Consider the following 19,133-nt stretch of genomic DNA (forward strand, 5'->3'; position numbering starts at 1 on the left):
TTGGTAGGCAAGTGGTAGAATATCGCCATGGCCCACGGCCCCCTTTACCTGGAACTGGCCCGACGGCTCAGGGAGGGCATCCTTCAGGGCAACTTCCAGGACGCCCTCCCCCCGGAACGGGCCTTGTCCGAGGCCTTCGGGGTATCCCGGGATAGCGTGCGCAAGGCCTTGGACCTTCTGGAGGAGGAAGGCTTGGTGGTCCGCCGGCAAGGAAGCGGCACCTTTGTGGCCAAAAGGGCCACCTTCCGCACCCGGCTCAGGGGTTTCAGCGAGGAAATGGAGGCCCTGGGCATGAAGCCCAGCACCAGGATCCTGGGCGTGGAGAAAGGCCCTGCCACCCCAGAGGAGGCCATGGCCCTGGGGCTTTCCCCGGGGGAGGAGGTGCTCCGCCTGGTGCGCCTTAGGCTTGCGGACGGAGAGCCCATGGCCCTGGAACGGGCCACCCTGCCCGCCTGGGCTCTGGATGAGGTCCCCCCAGGTTCCCTCTACCAGGCCCTCGAGGCCAAGGGCTTGAGGCCCGTGCGCGCCCTGCAACGCCTCCGGGCCGTGGCCGCCCGGGAAGAGGCCAGGCTGCTTGGGGTGGAGCCGGGAAGCCCCCTCCTTCACCTGGAGCGGATAAGCTACCTCCAGGACGGAAGGCCAGTAGAACGGGTGAAGAGCTGGTACCGGGCGGACCGGTACGAGCTTTTGGTGGAGCTCTCATGAGGGTACTGGGCCTCATGTCGGGAACCAGCGCCGACGGGGTGGACCTGGTCCTGGCGGAGTTCACAGGCTCCCCTCCGGAGGTGGCTCACCGGGTCCTGGCCCACCGGGAGGTGGCCTACCCGGAGGAGCTAAGGATGCGGGTACTCCGGGCCATGCGCCACGCGGACACCCGGGAGATCGCTCTCCTCCACCACGACCTGGGGCGGTTCTATCTGGAGGCTGCGCTCCCCTTCAGGGGAAGTGCTGAGCTGGTGGCCCTTTCGGGCCAGACCATCTGGCATGAGCCACCCAGGGCCACCTTCCAACTTGGGGAACCCAGCCACCTGGCCCTGGGCCTCGAGGTGCCGGTGGTCTACGGCTTCCGGAGCATGGACCTGGCCGCAGGAGGCCAGGGGGCTCCCCTGGTGGCCTATCCAGACCTCCTTCTTTACGGAGAGGCGGGAAAGCGCAAGGCCGTTCACAACCTCGGGGGCATCTCCAACCTAACCTATTTCCACGGAAAGGATCCCAGCTCCCTGCTGGCCTTTGATACCGGGCCTGGGGTCTGCTTTTTTGATGAGGCTGCTGGTATCCTGGGGCTCATCTGGGAAGAAGCCACGGCCCTGGCCGAGAAAGCCAAGCCCGATGAGGAGGCCCTTAAGACCTGGCTTTCCCATCCCTACTTCCAGGCTCCCCCACCCAAGACCACGGGCCGGGAGGTCTGGCGGCTTGCGCACCTCTCGCCCTTGCCCCAGGATCCCGGCCGCCTTCTCCGTAGCCTCTTGGAACTCACCGCCCGGAGCATCCTCGAGGCCTACCGGCGCTTTGTGGGCCAGGTGGACGAGGTCCTCCTGGCCGGGGGTGGAGCGAGAAATCGGGTTTTGGTGGCGCTTCTTTCCCAACATCTCCCCGTATCCGTGATGGAAAACCCCAAGGTGCGGGAAGCCCTGGCCTTCGCCCTATTGGGCTACCTCCACGCCATAGGTGAGGTGAACGTACTGGGCCGGGCCACAGGTGGCCGGGACCTTAGGGCCGGGCAACGGGTGGAACCCGGATAAGGAGGTGGTTGTGCTAGCAGGCTCCATCCTGACTCCCCAAGGCTTCGTACGGGGCAGGCTCCACTTCGGCGAGCGCATCGAGGCCATAGAGGAGGCTCCCGTGGAGGGCCCCTACATCCTCCCGGGCTTCCTGGACCTCCACGTGCACGGGGGAGGCGGAAGGGAGGTGATGGAAGGCCAGGAGGGAATAGAAGCCACCTTGCGCTTCCACCTCCAGCACGGCACCACGGGCCTCCTCGCCACCACCGTCACCGCCCCCCTGGCCGACCTGGAAAGAGCCCTCAAAGGAGCGCAGGCGGCCATGGAAGGCCCTTGGGGAAAGGCCCTTCTGGGCGTTCACCTGGAGGGTCCTTTCATCAGCCCAAACCGCCTGGGAGCCCAGCCCCCCTTCCCCCTTCCCCCGGATAGGGAAATAGCCAGCCATCTTCTCTCCCTGGCTCCCGTGCGGGTCATTACCCTGGCCCCCGAGCTTCCCGGGGCCCTAGAACTCATCCGCTTCCTGGCGGAAAAGGGCATTCGGGTCCAGCTCGGGCACACGGAAGCCCGCTACGAGGAGGCCCTATCCGCCCTGGAGGCAGGGGCGGTGGGCTTCACCCACCTCTATAACGCCATGACCGGCCTGCACCACCGGGCCCCGGGGGTGGTGGGCCTGGCCCTGGAACGGGGGGAATGGGCCGAGATCATCCCCGATGGCCTGCATGTGCACCCGGCCGCCATCCGACTGGCTCTGAAGGCCATTCCCGGGCTGTACTTTGTGAGCGACGCCGTGGCCGCGGCGGGGATGCCGGAGGGCACCTATCCCCTGGGGGCCCATCGGGTGGAGAAGCGAAAGGAGGGGGTGTGGCTGGGGGAGTCCCTGGCGGGGAGCACCCTTACCCTGGACCAGGCCTTAAGGAACCTGGTGGCCTGGGGCGTGCCCCTGGAGGAGGCGGCCAAGCGGCTATCCCTGTACCCGGCCCGGTACCTGGGCCTTTCGGACCGGGGGGAGATCGCCTTGGGGAAGCGGGCGGATCTCGTGGTGCTGGACAAGGCCCTAAGGGTGCTGGAGGTGTACCTGGAAGGGGAACAGCTGGCCTAGTGTCCCCTGGGGTCCAGCACATCCCTAAGCCCATCCCCCAGGAGGTTAAAGGCCAAAACCGTGAGCAGAATCCCCACCGCCGGGGCTGTGGCCGCCCAGGGAGCCTCGGCCATGTAGTTGCGGGTTTCCGCCACCATGGCCCCCCACTCCGGGGTGGGGGGCTGGGCGCCAAAGCCGATAAAGGAAAGTCCCGCAGCGGTCAGAATGGCGGCCCCCACCTCGTAGCTGGCCTGCACCAGCACGGGGGTAAGGGCATTGGGAAGGAGGTGCCGGAAAAGAATCCGGCCTTGGCCTGCCCCCAAGGCCCTGGCTGCCTCCACGAACTCCCGCTCCCGCAAGGCCAGCACCTGGGCCCGCACCAACCTGGCGTAGATGGGCCAGGTAACCAGGGCCACAGCGATGACGGTGTTGGTAAGGTTCGGGCCCAAGGCGGCGGCGATGGCCATGGCCAGAATCAGGGAGGGAAAGGCAAAGAAGATGTCGGTGAGGCGCATGAGGAGGTTGTCCCACACCCCGCCAAGCCCGCCCGCCAAGAGGCCCACGCTCACGCCCAAAAAGCTGGCCAGAAGGACCACCCCGAAGCCTACCCCAAGGCTAATCCTGGTCCCATGAACCACCCGGGCCCAGACATCCCGCCCAAGCTGGTCGGTGCCCAGGGGATGCCCAGGACCCGGGGGCTTTAACCGCTCCAGCAGGTTCTGTTCCAAAGGATCCCCGGCCACAATGGGTCCCAAAAGGGCCACAAGAATGAGAAGAATCAGCAAGGCGAGGCCCAAAACGGCCCCAGGGTTGCGGAAAAACCGGCGCAGGAACTTACGCATACCGGATCCTCGGGTCCAGAAGAGCGTAAAGGAGGTCCACCACCAGGTTCAGCAGCGAGTAGATGACCCCTACCAGGAGGGTCACCCCCATAACCGCAGGAAAGTCTAGGCTGGTGGCCGACTGGGTCACGTAACGGCCTAGGCCGGGCCAGGAAAAGATGGTTTCCGTGAGCACCGCTCCCGACAAAAGCCCACCCATGAGCCCGCCCAGAAGGGTAAGAACGGGCAGGGCAGCGTTTTTCAAGGCGTGGCGGAGCACCACCTGGCGCTCAGAAAGCCCCTTAGCCCAGGCGGTACGCACATAGTCCTGGGAAAGCACCTCCAGCATGGCCGCCCGCACCATGCGGGCCAGCAAGGCGGCCGAGGCGGAGCCCAGGACGAAGGCCGGCAGGAAAAGGTGGGCCAGGGCATCCTGAAAGGCTGCGAAGTCGCGGGCCAGGAGGGCGTCCACGGTCACCATGCCCGTAACCGGCGGAGGAGGGATGAGGTAGGGATCCAGCCTTCCTGGACCCGGCAAAACCCCAAGCCTACGGTGCAGGAGATCCAGAAGGAGGATGGCCAGGAAAAAAACAGGGGTGGAGCCGAGGAGAAGGGCCATAAGCCGTACCAGGAGGTCCGGCACCCGGTTCTGCCTTAAGGCCGCCCACACCCCGGCGGGTATACCCAGGAGGATAGCCACCCAAAAGGCGGCCAGGGCCAGCTCCAAGGTGGCGGGGAAAAACTCCCGGAGGTCCTCGGCCACCGGGCGCCCCGTGCGCAGGGAGCGCCCTAGGTCCAGGTGCAAAAGCCGTTGCAGATAGATGCCATACTGAACCAGCAGGGGCTTGTCCAGGCCGTAGCGCTCCCGAAACTCACGGATCTGCTCCTCCCTGGCATTCTCGCCCAAAGCCGCTGCCGCCGGATCTATGGGGATCACCTGGGCGATGAAGAAGGTGATGAAGGTGATGCCCACCCCCACGAAGACCACCATGAAAAGCCGCCTCAGGATGTAAGCGCCCATAGCAGAAGCCCGCAAGCCAGCGCCTGCGGGCCTAACTATACCCCATCCCTTTAGGGTTGCTTGCTCACCTGCCAGAGGGGTACGGACATCATGGGGTTCTTCACAAATCCCTCCACCTTGGCCGAAAGGCCGATGGGCAAGGCAGGCTGGTAGAGGACCACGTAGGGGCCCTCCCGCAGGACCTTTTCTGTGAGCACCTTGTACAGGGCCTTGCGCTTGGTGGGGTCTGCCTCGAGGGCCGCTTGCCGGGCCAGCTTGGCCGCCACCTCGTCGTTGTAGCTGTTGCGCCAGGCCAAGGAGCGGGCCCCATAGTCCGCCCAGGGGGTGGCGTTGCCGTCGGGATCGGGGAAGTCCGGGCTCCAACCGGCCAGGACCATCTGATGGTTCTGGGCCCGGTAGATGTTGAGCACTTCAGCATTGGCAATGGCGCGGATCCTGGCCTTCAGGCCTGCCCTGGCCATGTCGGCCTGCAGCTTGGCGGCCACATCCGGGCAAGGTACCCCACCGCCGCAGATCCCGGTGCTGGTAAGAAGTTCAAACTCCAGGCCCTGGGGGTAACCCGCCTCCGCCAGAAGCTTCCTCGCCCGCGCTGGGTCATAGGTGTAGGGAGCGATAGGGTTATATCCCAGAAGGCCCTTGGGGATGAAGGTCTGGATCTTCACGGCATTGCCTTGGAGGAGACCCTGGATGAGCTCATCCTGGTTCACCGCATAGCGCACCGCCTCCCGCACCTTCGGGTTAGCGAAGGGGCTTCCTGGCTTCATGTTCATGCCCAGGTACTGAAGGCGCAGGGTTTCCGCCCGGACCACCTTGAAGCGGGGGTTGTTGGCGATGGCCCGCAAACCCTCCGGGGTGAGGCCCTCGGCGATGTCGATCTCCCCGGACTCCAAGGCCGTGCGGAGAACCGCGGGCTCCTGGATGTAGCGCAGAACCACCCGCTGGACCTTGGGCTTGATGCGGGCGTAGGGGTTGGCCTCGAGGATCACCTGGTTTCCCCGGTCCCAGCGCACCAGGCGGTAAGGGCCGGACCCGGCGGAGTTGTTGGTGAGGAAATCCTTGCCGTAATCGTTCCCCTTAGCGTTTTTCTGGGCCTCCTCCGAGTCCACAATGCCCCCCAGGGTAAAGGTAAGGATGGAGAGGAAGGACTGTGGCGAAGCGGTCTTGGGGATGCGCACCTCCACCGTGTAGGGGTCCAGGGCCTTGGTCGCCCCCGGCTTGAGCTGGGCGATCTCGGTGAACAGGAACGAGCCGGGCCCCTTAAGGGCTAAAGCCCGTTCAAAGCTAAAGACCACGTCCTTGGCTGTGACCTCCCGTCCGGTGGAGAACCGGCTCCCCTTACGGAGCTTGAAGGTGAGGATCCAGTCGCTGGTGCCCCGCTCCACCTTCCAGCTTTCCGCCAGCCCTGGGCGCAGGGTGGAGAGGTCGTTCCCCTCAAAGCGCACCAGGGTTTCATAGAGGTTATCGGCGATCATCACCCCGCTGAACTCGTAGACCACCTGGGGATCCAGGGTGATCAGGTCCGTCCAATCCCCGCCGTAAACCAGCACCTGGGTCCGGTCCTGGGCTACGGCCAAGCCCAGGAACGCCAACAGCCAAACCGCCCATCGCTTCATACGCTCCTCCTTCCCGTTCAACCTTCAGCCTAAGGGGCCACCAGGCCCTCGTCAACATCCGGACGTAAAATGAAACCCGGAGGAAGCCGTGGACAAAAAACAGAAGGAGCTGGCCCGGAGCTTTTTCTCCCGCCACGCCCAGGGGTATGCCCAAAGCATCAGCCACGCCGGGGGCCGCGATCTGAAGAGGTTGCTGGAGCTTTTAGAACCCAGGTCCTCGGAAAGAGCCCTGGATGTGGCCACGGGTCCCGGCCACACGGCTTTGGCCCTGGCCCCTTTTGTGCGGGAAGTCATCGGGATCGACCTGACCCCAGAAATGGCCATACCTTTCAGCCAGGCGGCCCGCGAACGGGGCTTGCGCAATGTCCGCTTCCTGGTGGGAGACGCCGAGTCCCTGCCCTTTCCTGAGGGGGAGTTCCATCTGGTCACCACCCGGAGGGCCGCCCATCACTTTCCCCGCATCGCCAGGGCCTTAGCCGAGATGGCCAGGGTGCTGAAGCCAGGAGGCCGTCTGGGAATCGCCGACATGGTGGCCCCGGAAAACCCAGAAGCCGCCCAACTCTTCAACGCCCTCGAGGCAGCCCGGGATAACTCCCACGTGCAGGCGTACACCGTGGAGGAATGGCAAGGGCTCATTCAAGAGGTGGGCTTAAGCCTCCTCCACCTGGAGGCGTTTGAGGAGGAAGTGACCTGGCCTGAGTGGCTCTATCCCCTGGACCCAAAAGGGTGGGAAGCGAAGCGGGTGGAGGAGGTTTTGGCCCAGGCTTCCCCCGGAATCCGCCCCCTGGTGGTCCAGGAAGGGCCAGGGGACCGCATCCTCATCAAGCGCCGGATGGTCCTGGTGGCCCTGAAGGGCTAGGGCCCAGCTTGGCTAAAGGGGCGGGGTAAACCGCCCGTCCACCGCCGTCCAACCCCCATCCACCAGGAAGAGGGTGCCGGTCACGTAGCTGGAAGCCGGCGAGGCCAGGAACACCACCGCCATGGCCACTTCCTCGGGCTTTCCCCAGCGCAAGAGGGCGGTTTTCTCCGCATAGGCCCGGTACCAATCGGGATGGGTTTGGATGGGAGCGGTGAGGGGGGTTTCGATGGGCCCAGGGGCGATGGCGTTGGCCCGCACCCCATAGGGCCCAAGCTCCGCGGCCAGGGTACGCATGATCTGGAGGATCCCCGCCTTGGTGGCCGCATAAACCCCCTGCCCTGGTTCCACCACCAGGGCCCTTATGGAGGCAAAGGCGATGAGGCTTCCCCCCCTTTGCTCCCGCATCACCCGCCCGCCAGCCCTCAAAAGCCGCAAGGTCCCCTTCAGGTTCAGGTCCACCACGCGGTCGATCTCCTCGTCGGTGTAGTCCAGAAGGGGTTTGCGCACGTTGATGGCCGGGGTGGACACCAAGGTGTCCAACCGGCCATGGGCCCGGTGCACCCTCTCCACCAACGCCTCGGCCTGGCCCCTGGCTGCCAGGTCGAGGAGGTGGGCCTCCGCCACCCCGCCTTGCCTGCGGATGGCCTCGAGGACCTCCTCCAGACCCTTTTCATCCCGGTCTGCCAGCACCACCTTGGCCCCGAAGGCCGCCAAGGCCTCCGCGGAGGCCCGCCCGATTCCGGAAGCCGCCCCCACCACCAAAGCCACCTGCCCTCCTAGGTCGAAAAGTTGCCGGTAGTTCACCCGCCACCTCCTTTCGTTTAGGCCAGCCAATCGCAGTATAATCCCCCAGGGGACCCCCTTATGGAAAAGGCCCTGCTAGCGGCGGAGGCGGTGGACGAGAAGGAGGTGGTGGACCTCCTGAAGGCCCTGGTGCGGATCCCCAGCCACTACCCGGGGCCCGGGGAGGAAGGGGTGGTGGCCTTCCTGGAGGAGTACCTGAGGGAGCGGGGTTTCCGCCCCTTCCGGCAGGAAGCGGCTTTGGGCCGGCCCAATCTGGTGGCGGACCTGGGGGAGGGGGAAGGAGGGTTGATCCTCGAGGGGCACACCGATGTGGTCACCCCCGGCCCAGAAAGCCTATGGCGCTACCCTCCCTACGAAGGGGTGGTGGAGGGAGGCCGGCTGTACGGCCGAGGAGCCTGCGACATGAAGGGAGGCCTCGCCGCCTTGATAGGAGCCCTGCTGGCGGTGAAGCGAACCCTAGGCCATCCCCGGTACCCCCTACGCCTCGCCGCTTTGGCCGATGAGGAGGGAATGATGCTGGGGGTGAAGGCCTTCGTGAGAGGAGGGCTGGCGCGAGGCTTCCGTGGTGCCTTGGTGGCCGAGCCTGAGGCCATGGAGGTCTGCCTCTGGCAGAAAGGAGCCATGCGCCTATCCCTCCGCTTCCCCGGACGCATGGCCCACGGGGCCATGCCCTACGCCGGGGAAAACCCTATACCCAAGGCGGCTCGCTTCATCCTGGAGCTGGAAGGCCTCCAACGGGAGCTTCAGGAAGTCCATTCCCACCCCTTCCTGGGCCTTCCCTACCTCACCCCCACCCGCATCCTGGCCACCGCCGGGGAGGGGCAGCTCAACGTTATCCCCGCCGAAGCGGAGGTGGCCATGGACGTGCGCACCGTACCGGGGTTGGACCACGGGGAGTTGGTGGCCAGGATCCAGACCCTGGCGGGAACCCAGGTGGAGGTCCTGGAGGACCGCCCCCCCGTGGAGACCCCCAGGGAGGATCCTTTGGTGCAGGCAGCGGAGGAAGCCCTAAGGCTTCTCGGCCTTCCCGTGCGCCACGGCGGGGTACCCGGGGCCACGGACGGCACCTTCCTCCAGGCATGGGCGGGTCTTCCCGTGGTGGTCATGGGCCCTGGGGGGAAAACCCTGCCCCATCAAGTGGACGAGTGGGTGGACCTAGGGGAAGTGGTCCAGGCAGCGCGGGTTTACGCCGCCTTGGCGGTGCTCTATCTGGGGTAAATGCCCTTGGGCATAGTATGGGGAAAGGGAGGGAAGACATGAAGAAGCGGTTGGCGTGGTTCCTTCTTTTGGGCCTCAGCTTTGCCCTGGCCCAGCCCAAAGGAGGAGAGCTTAGGGTGGCGATCCTGGCCGAGCCTCCTGTCCTGGATCCCACGGCCTCCACCAGCCAGGAGATTCCCCGCATGCTCTACGACAACGTCCTCCAGGGGCTGGTGAAGTTCAACGAGAAGGGGGAGATCGTCCCCGCCTTGGCCGAGCGCTGGCAAGGAAGCCCTTCCAGCCTCACCTGGACCTTCTATCTGCGCCGGGGGGTTCGTTTCCACAACGGTGCCCCTTTCACCGCCGAGGACGTGGTCTTCAAGTTCAACCGCGCCCGGGATCCCAAGTCCGGCCACACCCACCCCGAGTACTACCAGGACATCCAGAGCGTGGAGGCCAAGGATCCCTACACCGTGGTCTTCCGCCTGCGCCAGCCCAACCAGGACTTCCTCTTCAACCTGGCCCGCCCCGATTCCGTGATCGGCCCCAAGGGCAGGGTGGAGGAACAGAAAACCCAGCCCATTGGAACCGGACCCTTCCGCTTCGTGGCCTGGGAGCGGGGGGTTGGGGTGAGGCTGGAGCGGTTTGAAGGATACTATGAGCCCGGCCTTCCCTATCTGGATCGGGTCTTCTTCCGTTTCCTGCCGGATCCAAACGCCCAGCTTGCCGCCTTGCGGGCGGGGGACATCCAGGTGATCGGCCTCGGGGTGAGCCCGGAAAACGCCCTGGTGCTAAAGCGGGACCCCAACTTCAAGGTGATCACGGGCTTTACCACCACGGAGATCACCGTGGGCATGAACAACAGCCGCCCCCCCTTCAACGACATCCGGGTACGGCGGGCCATCCAGCATGCCGTGGACAAAAAGGCCCTGGTGGAGGGGGTGATGCTGGGCTTTGGCACCCCCATCGGCAGCCACCGCTCCCCAGGGGAGAGTTGCTACGAGGATCTTTCCGGCTACTACCCCTACGACCCCGCCAAGGCCCGGGCCCTTTTGCAAGAGGCCGGCTACGGACCCAATAACCCCTTGCGCTTCACCTTCACCCTAGCCGCCCCCTACCCCTACGAGAGGCGGCTTGGGGAAGCCATCGCTGCCCAGCTTTCCCAGATCGGGGTCCAGGCGCGGCTGGAGGTGGTGGAGTGGGCCACCTGGCTTTCCAGGGTCTTCCGGGGAGCCGACTACCAGATGACCATCATCGGCCACTCCGAGCCTCACGACATCGGCATCTACGCCAACCCCAATTATTACTTCCGTTACGACTCCCCCCGCTTCCGCGACCTCTACACCAGGTACCTGCGCACCCCCGACCCCAAGCGGGCCTGCGAGATCATGAAGGAAATGCAGCACCTCCTCGCCCAGGATGCGGTGAACCTCTGGGTGATGAACGCCCCCTACATCGCCGCCATGCGGAAGGAGGTCATGGGCTGGTGGCAGAACCAGCCCACCCCGAGCCTCAACGTGACCCGGGTGTACTTGAACCGCTAGATGCGAAGCTTCCTCCTGAGGCGGGTCCTCCTGGCCCTGGCTACACTTTGGCTGGCCTCCAGCCTGGTCTTCGCCTTCCTCCTCCTTCTCCCGGGGGACCCGGTGCAGGCCATCCTGGGCCTCGAGGCTTCGCCAGCTGCCCGGCAGGCCCTGGAACGCGCCCTCGGCCTGGACAAGCCTCCCTGGGAACGCTATGCGGACTGGCTCACCCGCACCCTCCGCTTCGACCTGGGGGAGTCCATCCGCTACGGAAAGCCCGTGGGCGAACTCCTGGGCGAGCGGATCCCCCTCACCCTGGGCCTCGTCTTCCTGGGGCTTGGCGGCGCCCTTTTCCTGGCCTTGCCCCTGGCCCTTCTAGCCCTTAGGTTTCCCCTTTGCGACCTAGCCCTAAGCGGCCTTATGGCCTTTTTGCAATCCGTGCCCACCTTCTTTCTGGGGGTGGTCCTCCTCTACGCCCTGGCGGTGCACCTGCCCCTTTTCCCCGCCAGCGGCTTCCCGGGGTTTTCCCATCCATGGGAAGCCCTCCGCCACCTTTTCCTCCCCGCCCTCACCCTGGCCCTTTCCCGGGCAGCCATCCTTTTCCGCATGGCCCGGGGAAGCCTCCTAGAGGTGATGGGCCAGGACTACATCCGCACCGCCCGGGCCAAGGGGGTCCCCGAGACCTGGGTGCTCATCAAGCACGCCTTAAAGCCCGCAAGCCTTCCCCTGATCACCGTGCTGGGCTTGGAGGGAGGGTTCCTCCTTACCGGGGCGGTGGTGGTGGAGGTGGTCTTCGCCCTGCCGGGCATGGGAAGCCTGGCCCTGACCGCCCTCGAGGCCCGCGACTACCCTCTCCTCCAGGGCCTGGTGCTGGTCATGGCCGCCCTCATCGTCCTCTTCAACCTCCTGGTGGACCTCCTCTACGGCCTTTTGGACCCGCGGGTGGCGTATGCGTAGCCCAAGCCTCCTCTTGGGAAGCCTCCTGGTGGGCCTCTTCCTCCTCATGGCCCTGGCCTCCTTCCTCTATCCCCTGGACCCCAACGCCCCCGACTTCCTCCACCGCCTCGCCCCTCCTTCCCCCACCCATCCCCTGGGGACCGATCCCTTGGGCCGGGACCTCCTGGCCCGTCTCCTTCACGGAGCAAGAAACGCCCTACTGGTGGGGAGCATCGCTGTTTCCGTGGGTTTTACCCTGGGCGTGGCCGCAGGCCTTCTTGCCGGATACCTGGGCCGGCACTGGGACGGGGCGTTAAGCCTCCTCATGGAGGCCCTCTATGCCCTTCCGGGCCTGCTCCTTGCCCTTCTTCTCGCCGCCCTCATGGGCCCCGGGATCTACAGCAGCATGCTGGCCGTGGGGCTTTCCATGGTTCCCGCCTTCTTCCGGGTGGCCCGGGCCGGGGCCATGGCCCTTAAGACCGCCCCCTTTGTGGAAGCCGCTTTGGCCCTGGGAGCCCCTCCGGGCTGGGTGATGCGCCGCCACCTCCTCCCCAACCTCCTGGGACCCCTCCTGGTCCAGGCCAGCCTGGCCTTCGCCGCCGCCCTCCTGGCCGAGGCCGCCCTCTCCTACCTGGGCCTTGGCGTTCAGCCCCCAAACCCAAGCCTCGGCCGGATGCTCCGGGAAGCCCAAAGCTTCCTTCCCCTTTCCCCCTATCCCGCCCTGGTTCCCGGGTTGGCCCTTTCCCTGGCCGTCTTGGGCTTCAATCTCCTGGGAGACGGCCTCCGGGACCGCCTGGACCCCCGGCGTTAGGGGCTTGCATACCTTTGCAGGCCCGTGGTAACTTGCCCCTGACAAAGGAGGAAACCATGTGTGCCCCTCTGGTGATGGAGGAAGTGGCCAAGCAGATTTCCCGCAGGGCCCTGTTGGGCGCGGGCCTGGGGCTTCTTGCCAGCCGGGCCGTGGCCCAGGCGCAGGTACAGGGCAAGGCCTTTAGCCGGGCGGTGGACCTCACCCACGAGCTCTCCCCGGAGATCCCCCTCTTCCCCGGGGCTGAACCCATGCGCATCACCACCCTGGTCACGGTACGGCAGAACGGGTACTACGGCAACCGCATCGATTTCTGGGAGCACTCGGGAACCCATATGGACGCCCCCGCCCACTTCGCCGAAGGGGGGCTCACCGCGGAAAAACTGCCCGTGGAAACCCTCATCGCTCCCCTGGCCGTGATCCACATCCACGAGAAGGCCGCCCGCAACCCCGATGCCCAGGTGACCGTAGACGACATCCTGGCCTACGAGCGCCAGCACGGCCGCCTGCCCAAAGGAGCCCTGGTGGCCATGCACTCCGGCTGGGAAGCCCGCTGGCGCGACCCCAAGGCTTTTTTGAACCAGGACGCCACGGGCACCCTTCACTTCCCCGGCTTCTCCCCGGAGGCGGCAGAGTTTCTGGTGCGGGAGCGGGAGATCGTGGGGGTAGGGGTGGATACCCTCTCCCTGGACTTTGGCCCCTCCAAGGACTTCAAGGCCCACGTGACCCTCCTGGGCGCGGGGAAATACGGCCTGGAAAACCTGGCCAACCTGGCCCAGGTGCCTCCCGCCGGGGCCCTCATCTTCGTGGGAGCCCCCAAGCACCGGGGGGCCTCCGGAGGGCCCGTGCGGGCGGTGGCGGTATGGTGATCTCCTGGCTCCGCATACCGGGCGAAGAGGAGTTGAGCCCGGAGGTCCAGGAGCTTTTCGCCCGGTTCCGGGAGAAGACGGGCTTTGTTCCCAATGTGGCCCGGGCCTTTGCCCTGAGCCCCAGGTTTCTCCTCTGGTTCCGGTACTACGACACCCTTATGCGGGGGGAAGGCCTCCTCTCCCGGGAGGAGCGGGAAGCCATGGCCGTGGCCATCAGCGGGGAGAACCGGTGCGAGTACTGCGTGGCCAGCCACAAGCGCTACCTCAAGGACCTCACCGGGGATGGGGTGCTCCCGGAGGTTTTGGCCGCCAACCCCCGCCGCGCGGAGATGCCTAAAAGGATGCGGGCCCTGGTGGAGTTTGCCCTCAAGGTCACGCACCAGCACCACGCCATGACCGAGGAGGACCTCGCCCCCTTGAGGGAAGCGGGTCTCAGCGATGAGGCCATCCTCGAGGCGGCCGAGGTGGCAGCCATGTTCAACTTCACCAACCGCCTGCTCAACGCTTTAGGCATTAAGCCCAACCTCGAGTACTACGCATGAACTTCCTGGAATTTAAGCAGGTCTCCGTGGCCTTTGGCTCCTATGTGGCCGTGGAAGGGGTAAGCCTCCGCCTGGCCTCAGGGGAGTTCGTGAGCCTGGTGGGCCCCACGGGATGCGGGAAAAGCACCCTCCTGAACGTGGCGGCAGGCCTTCTCGCCCCCACCCAGGGGGAGGTCCTCCTGGAAGGGAAGCCCCTTAGGGGGTTGAACCCGGTGGCGGGCTACCTTTTCCAGCAGGACGCCATCCTGCCCTGGAAGACCGCCCTGGACAACGTGGCCCTGCCCTTGGTCTTCCGGGGCGTGGGCTTGAGGGAGGCTCGGGAAAGGGCCCAGGCCTGGCTGGAGAAGGTGGGGCTGGGGTGGTTTCCCCGCCACTATCCCCACCAGCTTTCCGGGGGGATGCGCAAGCGGGTGGGGCTGGCCCAGGTGCTCATCGCCAACCCCCGGCTCCTCCTCATGGACGAGCCCTTTTCCGCCCTGGACGTGCAGACGCGGCAGCTCATGGAAAACGAGCTCCTCAGGCTCTGGCAGGAGGATCGCAAGACCGTGCTCTTCGTCACCCACGATCTGGAGGAAGCCATTGCCCTTTCCGACCGGGTGGTGGTCATGTCGGCGGGGCCCCGCTCCCGGGTCATCGGGGAGTTCCCCATCCCCCTCCCCCGGCCCCGGGATGTGGCGGAGATCCGGCTCACCCCGGAGTTCTTGCGCCTGCACCGGGAGATCTGGGAGCTCCTAAGGGGGGAGGTGATGCGGGCCCATGCGGGGGCTTAGGCTACGGCTTTGGCAGGTGGGGTTGCTCCTTCTCTTCCTCGCCTGGTGGGAGTGGGCCTCGAGGACCGGCCGCCTGGACCCCTTCTTCTTCTCCCAACCCTCCGAGATCGCCGGGAGGGTCTGGCGCTGGTTCAGCACCGGGGAGATCTACCCGCACCTTTACATCACCACCCTGGAGATGCTCCTGGCCTTTTTCCTCGGAACCCTGCTCGGGGTAGTCCTGGGACTTTGGCTGGCCCTGGCCCCCAGCGTGGCGGCGGTCTTGGACCCCTACATCAAGGCCCTAAACGCCATCCCTCGGGTGGTCTTGGCTCCCATCTTCACCCTCTGGTTCGGCCTGGGGGTGCTCTCCAAGGTAGCCCTAGGGGTCACCCTGGTCTTCTTTGTGGCCTTCTTCAACACCTACCAGGGGGTTAAGGAGGTAAGCCCTGTGGTCCTGCAAAACGCCAGGCTCTTGGGAGCCAGGCCCGGTCACCTTCTCCGCCACGTATACCTGCCCTCCGCAGCCAGCTGGATCTTCTCCAGCTTAAGGACCTCCATCGGCTTCGCGGTGATCGGGGCCGTGGTGGGGGAATATCTGGGAAGCGCCGCTGGGCTGGGTTACGTCATCGCCCAGGCGGAAGGGGTCTTTGACACCACCGGGGTCTTCGCCGGCATGGTGGTGCTCATGGTCTTCGTGTTGCTGTTGGATGCCGTGGTGGGCCAAGTGGAAGGGCGTTTAGTCCGTTGGCGCCCTAAAATGGAGGCGGAATAGCGGTCAATGGAGGAAAGGAGGGGATATGAGGAGGCTGGTTGTAGCGCTTTTGGTGTTACTTTTGGCGGCGGGCTTAGCCCAGAAGCGGGTGGTGCTGGGGGTAGGGGGAAAGACGGCCGTGGTCTACCTGCCCCTCACTGTGGTGGAGCGCCTGGGATACTTCAAGGAAGAAGGCCTGGACGTGGTGATCCAGGACCTGCAGGCGGGCTCGAGGGCCCTCCAGGCCCTGGTGGGGGGAAGCGTGGAGGTGGTGATGGGCTTCTACGACCACACCATCCAGATGCAGGCCCAGGGGAGAGACATCGTGGCCTTCGTGCAGGTGGGGCGTTACCCGGCCATCGTGCTGGGAGTGCGCTCGGACCTGGCAGACCAGGTGCGGAGCATCGCCGACCTCAAGGGGCGGAAGGTGGGGGTCACCGCTCCGGGAAGCTCCACCCATTTCTTCCTCAACTACCTCCTGGTGAAAAACGGCCTCAAGCCCACGGATGTGTCCGCGATCGGGGTTTCCGTGGGGACCCAAGCGGTGGCCGCGGTGCAAAACCGCCAGGTGGACGCCATCTCCAACGTGGAACCCGCCATCACCCTCCTGGAGGAAAGAGGCCTCATCAAGGTACTGGCGGACACCCGCTCCACCAAGGGAACCCGGGAGGTTTTGGGCGGGGAGTACCCGGCCGCCGTCCTCTATACCACCCGGGCCTGGTTGGAGCGGAACCCCGACACCGCCCAGCGCCTGGTGAACGCCATGGTGCGGGGTCTGAGGTGGATGCAGGGCAAAACCCCTGAGGAAATCGCCGCCATCTTACCGGAGGAGTACTTCCTGGGCGACCGGGCCCTGTACCTCAAGGTCCTCAGGAACTCCCTGGAGTCCTTCTCTCCCACGGGGCGCTTCAGCGACACCGCTCCCCTGAGGCCCCTCACGGTGCTTTCCGCCTTTGATCCCAACGTGGCCCGGGCCCGGATCGATCTCAAGCGCACGTACACCAATGAGTTCGTGGACCGGGTGCCCAAGCGGTAACATAATCCTTGGAGGTGCATGGTTATGCGTAAGCTCCTTTTCTGGCTTTTCCCATTGGCCCTAGTAGCCCAAGCCCAGACCTGGAACATGGCCACCCCGTATCCTCCGGCCAACTTCCACACGCAAAACATTCAGCAGTTTGTAAAGGAAGTGGAGGAGGCCACGGGAGGCCGGCTCAAGATCACCGTCCACCCTGGAGGCTCCCTCTTCCCCCATCCCCAGATCCTGCCCGCGGTGAGGAACGGGCAGGTGCAGATGGGGGAGGTGCTCATGTCCCTTCTCGCCAACGAAAACCCCCTCTTCAACCTGGACTCCATCCCCTTCGTGGCCACCAGCTACGAAGAGGCCCGTCGGCTTTACCAGGCTCAGCGCCCTGAGGTGGAAAAGTGGCTGGCCCAAAGGGGAGTGGTCTTTCTCTACGCCGTTCCCTGGCCGCCTCAAGGGCTCTACACCAAGCGGCCCGTGAATACAGGGGCGGATTTAAAGGGCATGCGGTTCCGGGCCTACAACCCCGCCACCGCCCGGCTGGCGGAGCTACTCGGCATGCACCCGGTTCAGGTGGAGGCCGCAGACATTCCCCAGGCCTTCGCCACGGGGATTGTGGAGGCGATGATCACCTCCCCGGTCACCGGGGTGGACAGCCAGGCCTGGGACTTCGCCCGTTACTTCTATGACGTGAAGGCCTGGATCCCCAAGAACATGGTGGTCGTCGGCCGACGGGCCTTTGAAAGCCTCTCCCCCCAGGATCGGGAAGCCCTGTTGCAGGCGGCCAAGCGGGCAGAGGAGCGGGGCTGGCGGCTGAGCCAGGAACAGGAGGAAAAGGCCATCCAAACCCTGGCGAGCCGGGGCATGCAGGTGGTCAAGCCCTCCCCCACCCTCCTGGCCGACCTCAAGAAGGTGGGGCAAACCATGATCCTGGAGTGGCAAAAGCAGGCGGGAGCCACAGGGGTCAAGATCTACCGTCAGTACCTTGGACGATGAACCTCCTGGAGAAGGCCCTCGAGGGCCTCTACCGTCTATCCGAGTTCCTGGCGGCCCTCATGGGCCTCTTCATCCTCCTGGTGATCCTGGCCCAGGTGGCAGGACGGTACCTGGGCTTCGTGGTGCCCTCCGCCCTAGAGATGGCCGGCTTCGCCACCGCCGGGCTCATCTTCCTGGGCCTTGCTCCCACCCTGAGGGCTGGGGGGCACATCCAGATGCGGCTTCTTTTGCAAAAGCTTCCCCCCAAGGCCCGTCGCCCGCTGGAAACCTTCGCCCTGGGACTCGGATTCCTAACCACCCTTTATGCCTCGGTTCAAACCTGGCTTAGGGTGGCGGAGAGCTTCCGCTACGGAGACCTGGCCCCAGGGCTTCTTCCTCTTCCCCTTTGGCTACCCCAAAGCTTCCTGGCGGTGGGCCTCAGCACCTTCGCCCTGGCCCTCCTCGAGGCGGGACTGAAAACCTGGAAGGAGGGAAAGGAATGAGCCTCCTATGGGAAAGCCTTATCCTGGTGGGCCTTCTTTTCCTCCTCCTGGCCCTGGGGGTCTACGTGGGCCTAGCCCTCCTCCTGGTGGGCCTCGCTGGCCTGGCCTTGTTCACCACCGCTCCTCCGGGAGCCAACCTGGCCACCGCCCTATGGTCCACCACCTCCGGCTGGAGCCTGGCCGCCCTGCCCCTTTTCGTCTGGATGGGGGAGGTTCTCTACCGTTCCCGGCTGGCCCAGGGGCTCTTCCAGGGGCTTAGCCCCCTTCTTTCCCGCCTTCCTGGGGGACTCCTTCATGTGAACGTGGTGGCCAGCGCCCTCTTCGCCGCCGTCATCGGCTCCTCCGCTGCCACCACCGCCACCGTGGGCCGCTTTACCCTGCCTGAGCTGTTGCGCCGCGGCTACCCCAAGCCCCTGGCCCTGGGCTCCTTAGCCGGGGCGGGAACCCTAGGCTTCCTCATCCCCCCTAGCGTCATCATGATCGTCTACGGGGTCATGGCCGAGGTTTCCGTAGCCCGGCTTTTCATGGCTGGAGTGGTGCCAGGAGCGGTTTTAACCTTGCTCTTCATGCTCCTGGTGGCCCTTCTGGCCTTCCTCTACCGCCACCAACTACCTCGGGAACCCCGGAAGCCCCTCTACCAAAGCTTGGTCGGCCTTCTATCCGTTTTCCCGGTGCTTTTCCTCATCCTCCTGGTCCTGGGCTCCATCTACCTGGGGGTAGCCACCCCCACGGAGGCGGCGGCCATAGGGGTAGCGGGGTCCCTCCTCCTGGCGGGGCTAAACCGGGAGCTATCCCCCAGGATGTTCTTTGAAAGCTTGATGGGGGCCATACGCACCACCAGCATGATCGGCCTGATCCTGGCAGGAGCCGGGGTTCTGACCCTGGCCATGGGGTTCACCGGCATCCCCAGGGCCTTGGCCACCTGGGCGGTGGAAGCTGGGATCTCCCCCGTGGCCCTCATCTTCTTCTTGAGCCTGGTTTACATCGTTCTGGGCTGGTTTCTGGATGGGATCTCCATCGTGGTCCTCACCATCAGCGTGATCCTTCCCGTGGTGAAGGCCATCGGCGTGGACCCCTTGTGGTTCGGCGTGTATCTGGTGATCATGGTGGAACTGGCCCAGATCACTCCCCCTGTGGGCTTCAACCTCTTCGTCATCCAGTCCTTAACCGGGGAGGACCTCTTCCACATCGCTCGCTATGCCCTTCCCTTCATGGGGGTGCTGCTTCTCATGGTGGTCCTCCTCATGCTGTTCCCGGAAATGGCCACGTGGCTACCCCGAACCATGACCGGGGGATAACATGCAGGTCATTCCGTTTGGGGTTAAGCTTTCCCTGTAAG

At 65.3% G+C, this 19,133-nt stretch carries 20 protein-coding genes; 16 read left to right on the plus strand and 4 right to left on the minus strand.

Going from position 1 to position 19,133, the window contains the following annotated elements:
- The first annotated feature begins 27 nt into the window (after nucleotides 1–27).
- The 3 genes from AC27GT_RS01255 to nagA are packed head-to-tail and all read left to right on the plus strand — an operon-like array spanning nucleotide 28 to nucleotide 2,820.
- Nucleotides 28–705: a GntR family transcriptional regulator gene (locus AC27GT_RS01255; protein WP_015716979.1), complete on the plus strand. Its 678-nt coding sequence runs from the start codon at nucleotides 28–30 to the stop codon at nucleotides 703–705.
- Nucleotides 702–1,742 carry an anhydro-N-acetylmuramic acid kinase gene (locus AC27GT_RS01260; RefSeq protein ID WP_054391774.1) on the plus strand — a complete coding sequence of 347 codons (1,041 nt, stop codon included), beginning with the start codon at nucleotides 702–704 and terminating at the stop codon, nucleotides 1,740–1,742. Before AC27GT_RS01255 ends, AC27GT_RS01260 begins: the two co-directional genes overlap by 4 nt.
- Nucleotides 1,743–1,746: 4 nt before the next feature.
- The gene (gene nagA / locus AC27GT_RS01265) at nucleotides 1,747–2,820 is read left to right on the plus strand and encodes an N-acetylglucosamine-6-phosphate deacetylase (RefSeq protein ID WP_148228646.1); all 1,074 of its coding nucleotides are present in this window, start codon (nucleotides 1,747–1,749) and stop codon (nucleotides 2,818–2,820) included.
- Here nagA and nikC read toward each other — a convergent pair.
- Genes nikC through AC27GT_RS01280 form a run of 3 tightly spaced genes read right to left on the minus strand, consistent with a single transcriptional unit; the run spans nucleotide 2,817 to nucleotide 6,254 of the window.
- A complete protein-coding gene (gene nikC / locus AC27GT_RS01270; RefSeq protein WP_015716976.1) occupies nucleotides 2,817–3,641 on the minus strand; it encodes a nickel transporter permease in 825 nt (274 codons plus the stop codon). The genes nagA and nikC overlap by 4 nt on opposite strands.
- A complete protein-coding gene (locus tag AC27GT_RS01275) occupies nucleotides 3,634–4,641 on the minus strand; it encodes an ABC transporter permease (RefSeq protein ID WP_015716975.1) in 1,008 nt (335 codons plus the stop codon). Before AC27GT_RS01275 ends, nikC begins: the two co-directional genes overlap by 8 nt.
- A gap of 50 nt (nucleotides 4,642–4,691) precedes the next feature.
- Nucleotides 4,692–6,254, minus strand: a complete 1,563-nt coding sequence (locus tag AC27GT_RS01280) for an ABC transporter substrate-binding protein (RefSeq protein ID WP_487223409.1) — start codon at nucleotides 6,252–6,254, stop codon at nucleotides 4,692–4,694.
- An 88-nt stretch (nucleotides 6,255–6,342) separates the two neighbouring features.
- Here AC27GT_RS01280 and AC27GT_RS01285 point away from each other — a divergent pair, with 88 nt between their 5' ends.
- Nucleotides 6,343–7,113, plus strand: coding sequence for a class I SAM-dependent methyltransferase (locus AC27GT_RS01285; protein WP_487223410.1), 771 nt, complete (start codon nucleotides 6,343–6,345; stop codon nucleotides 7,111–7,113).
- A gap of 12 nt (nucleotides 7,114–7,125) precedes the next feature.
- Here the strand turns inward: AC27GT_RS01285 and AC27GT_RS01290 are convergent, their stop codons facing one another.
- A complete protein-coding gene (locus AC27GT_RS01290) occupies nucleotides 7,126–7,917 on the minus strand; it encodes an SDR family NAD(P)-dependent oxidoreductase (RefSeq protein ID WP_487223411.1) in 792 nt (263 codons plus the stop codon).
- Nucleotides 7,918–7,977: 60 nt separating this feature from the next.
- On the opposite strand from AC27GT_RS01290, the gene AC27GT_RS01295 reads away from it, so the two are divergent.
- The 12 genes from AC27GT_RS01295 to AC27GT_RS01350 are packed head-to-tail and all read left to right on the plus strand — an operon-like array spanning nucleotide 7,978 to nucleotide 19,092.
- The gene (locus AC27GT_RS01295) at nucleotides 7,978–9,135 is read left to right on the plus strand and encodes a M20 family metallopeptidase (protein ID WP_487223412.1); all 1,158 of its coding nucleotides are present in this window, start codon (nucleotides 7,978–7,980) and stop codon (nucleotides 9,133–9,135) included.
- A gap of 38 nt (nucleotides 9,136–9,173) precedes the next feature.
- Nucleotides 9,174–10,658, plus strand: a complete 1,485-nt coding sequence (locus tag AC27GT_RS01300; protein ID WP_015716970.1) for an ABC transporter substrate-binding protein — start codon at nucleotides 9,174–9,176, stop codon at nucleotides 10,656–10,658.
- Nucleotides 10,659–11,594 carry an ABC transporter permease gene (locus tag AC27GT_RS01305; RefSeq protein WP_015716969.1) on the plus strand — a complete coding sequence of 312 codons (936 nt, stop codon included), beginning with the start codon at nucleotides 10,659–10,661 and terminating at the stop codon, nucleotides 11,592–11,594.
- Nucleotides 11,587–12,384: an ABC transporter permease gene (locus AC27GT_RS01310; RefSeq protein WP_015716968.1), complete on the plus strand. Its 798-nt coding sequence runs from the start codon at nucleotides 11,587–11,589 to the stop codon at nucleotides 12,382–12,384. The genes AC27GT_RS01305 and AC27GT_RS01310 overlap by 8 nt, the downstream gene beginning before the upstream one ends.
- Nucleotides 12,385–12,440: 56 nt before the next feature.
- The gene (locus AC27GT_RS01315) at nucleotides 12,441–13,250 is read left to right on the plus strand and encodes a cyclase family protein (RefSeq protein ID WP_015716967.1); all 810 of its coding nucleotides are present in this window, start codon (nucleotides 12,441–12,443) and stop codon (nucleotides 13,248–13,250) included.
- Complete coding sequence (locus AC27GT_RS01320) at nucleotides 13,244–13,792, plus strand: peroxidase-related enzyme (protein WP_015716966.1); 549 nt, start codon at nucleotides 13,244–13,246, stop codon at nucleotides 13,790–13,792. The genes AC27GT_RS01315 and AC27GT_RS01320 overlap by 7 nt, the downstream gene beginning before the upstream one ends.
- Nucleotides 13,789–14,562, plus strand: coding sequence for an ABC transporter ATP-binding protein (locus AC27GT_RS01325; protein ID WP_015716965.1), 774 nt, complete (start codon nucleotides 13,789–13,791; stop codon nucleotides 14,560–14,562). The genes AC27GT_RS01320 and AC27GT_RS01325 overlap by 4 nt, the downstream gene beginning before the upstream one ends.
- The gene (locus tag AC27GT_RS01330; RefSeq protein ID WP_015716964.1) at nucleotides 14,549–15,316 is read left to right on the plus strand and encodes an ABC transporter permease; all 768 of its coding nucleotides are present in this window, start codon (nucleotides 14,549–14,551) and stop codon (nucleotides 15,314–15,316) included. The genes AC27GT_RS01325 and AC27GT_RS01330 overlap by 14 nt, the downstream gene beginning before the upstream one ends.
- A 25-nt stretch (nucleotides 15,317–15,341) precedes the next feature.
- Entirely contained in the window at nucleotides 15,342–16,331 is a 990-nt protein-coding gene (locus AC27GT_RS01335) for an ABC transporter substrate-binding protein (RefSeq protein ID WP_487223413.1), read from the plus strand.
- Between the two features lie 24 nt (nucleotides 16,332–16,355).
- On the plus strand, nucleotides 16,356–17,312 hold the full coding sequence (locus AC27GT_RS01340) for a TRAP transporter substrate-binding protein (protein ID WP_015716962.1): 957 nt from the start codon (nucleotides 16,356–16,358) through the stop codon (nucleotides 17,310–17,312).
- Nucleotides 17,309–17,794 carry a TRAP transporter small permease gene (locus AC27GT_RS01345; protein ID WP_015716961.1) on the plus strand — a complete coding sequence of 162 codons (486 nt, stop codon included), beginning with the start codon at nucleotides 17,309–17,311 and terminating at the stop codon, nucleotides 17,792–17,794. Before AC27GT_RS01340 ends, AC27GT_RS01345 begins: the two co-directional genes overlap by 4 nt.
- The gene (locus tag AC27GT_RS01350; RefSeq protein WP_015716960.1) at nucleotides 17,791–19,092 is read left to right on the plus strand and encodes a TRAP transporter large permease; all 1,302 of its coding nucleotides are present in this window, start codon (nucleotides 17,791–17,793) and stop codon (nucleotides 19,090–19,092) included. Before AC27GT_RS01345 ends, AC27GT_RS01350 begins: the two co-directional genes overlap by 4 nt.
- Nucleotides 19,093–19,133: the final 41 nt, after the last annotated feature.

Source organism: Thermus sp. KWY1 (assembly GCF_057547025.1).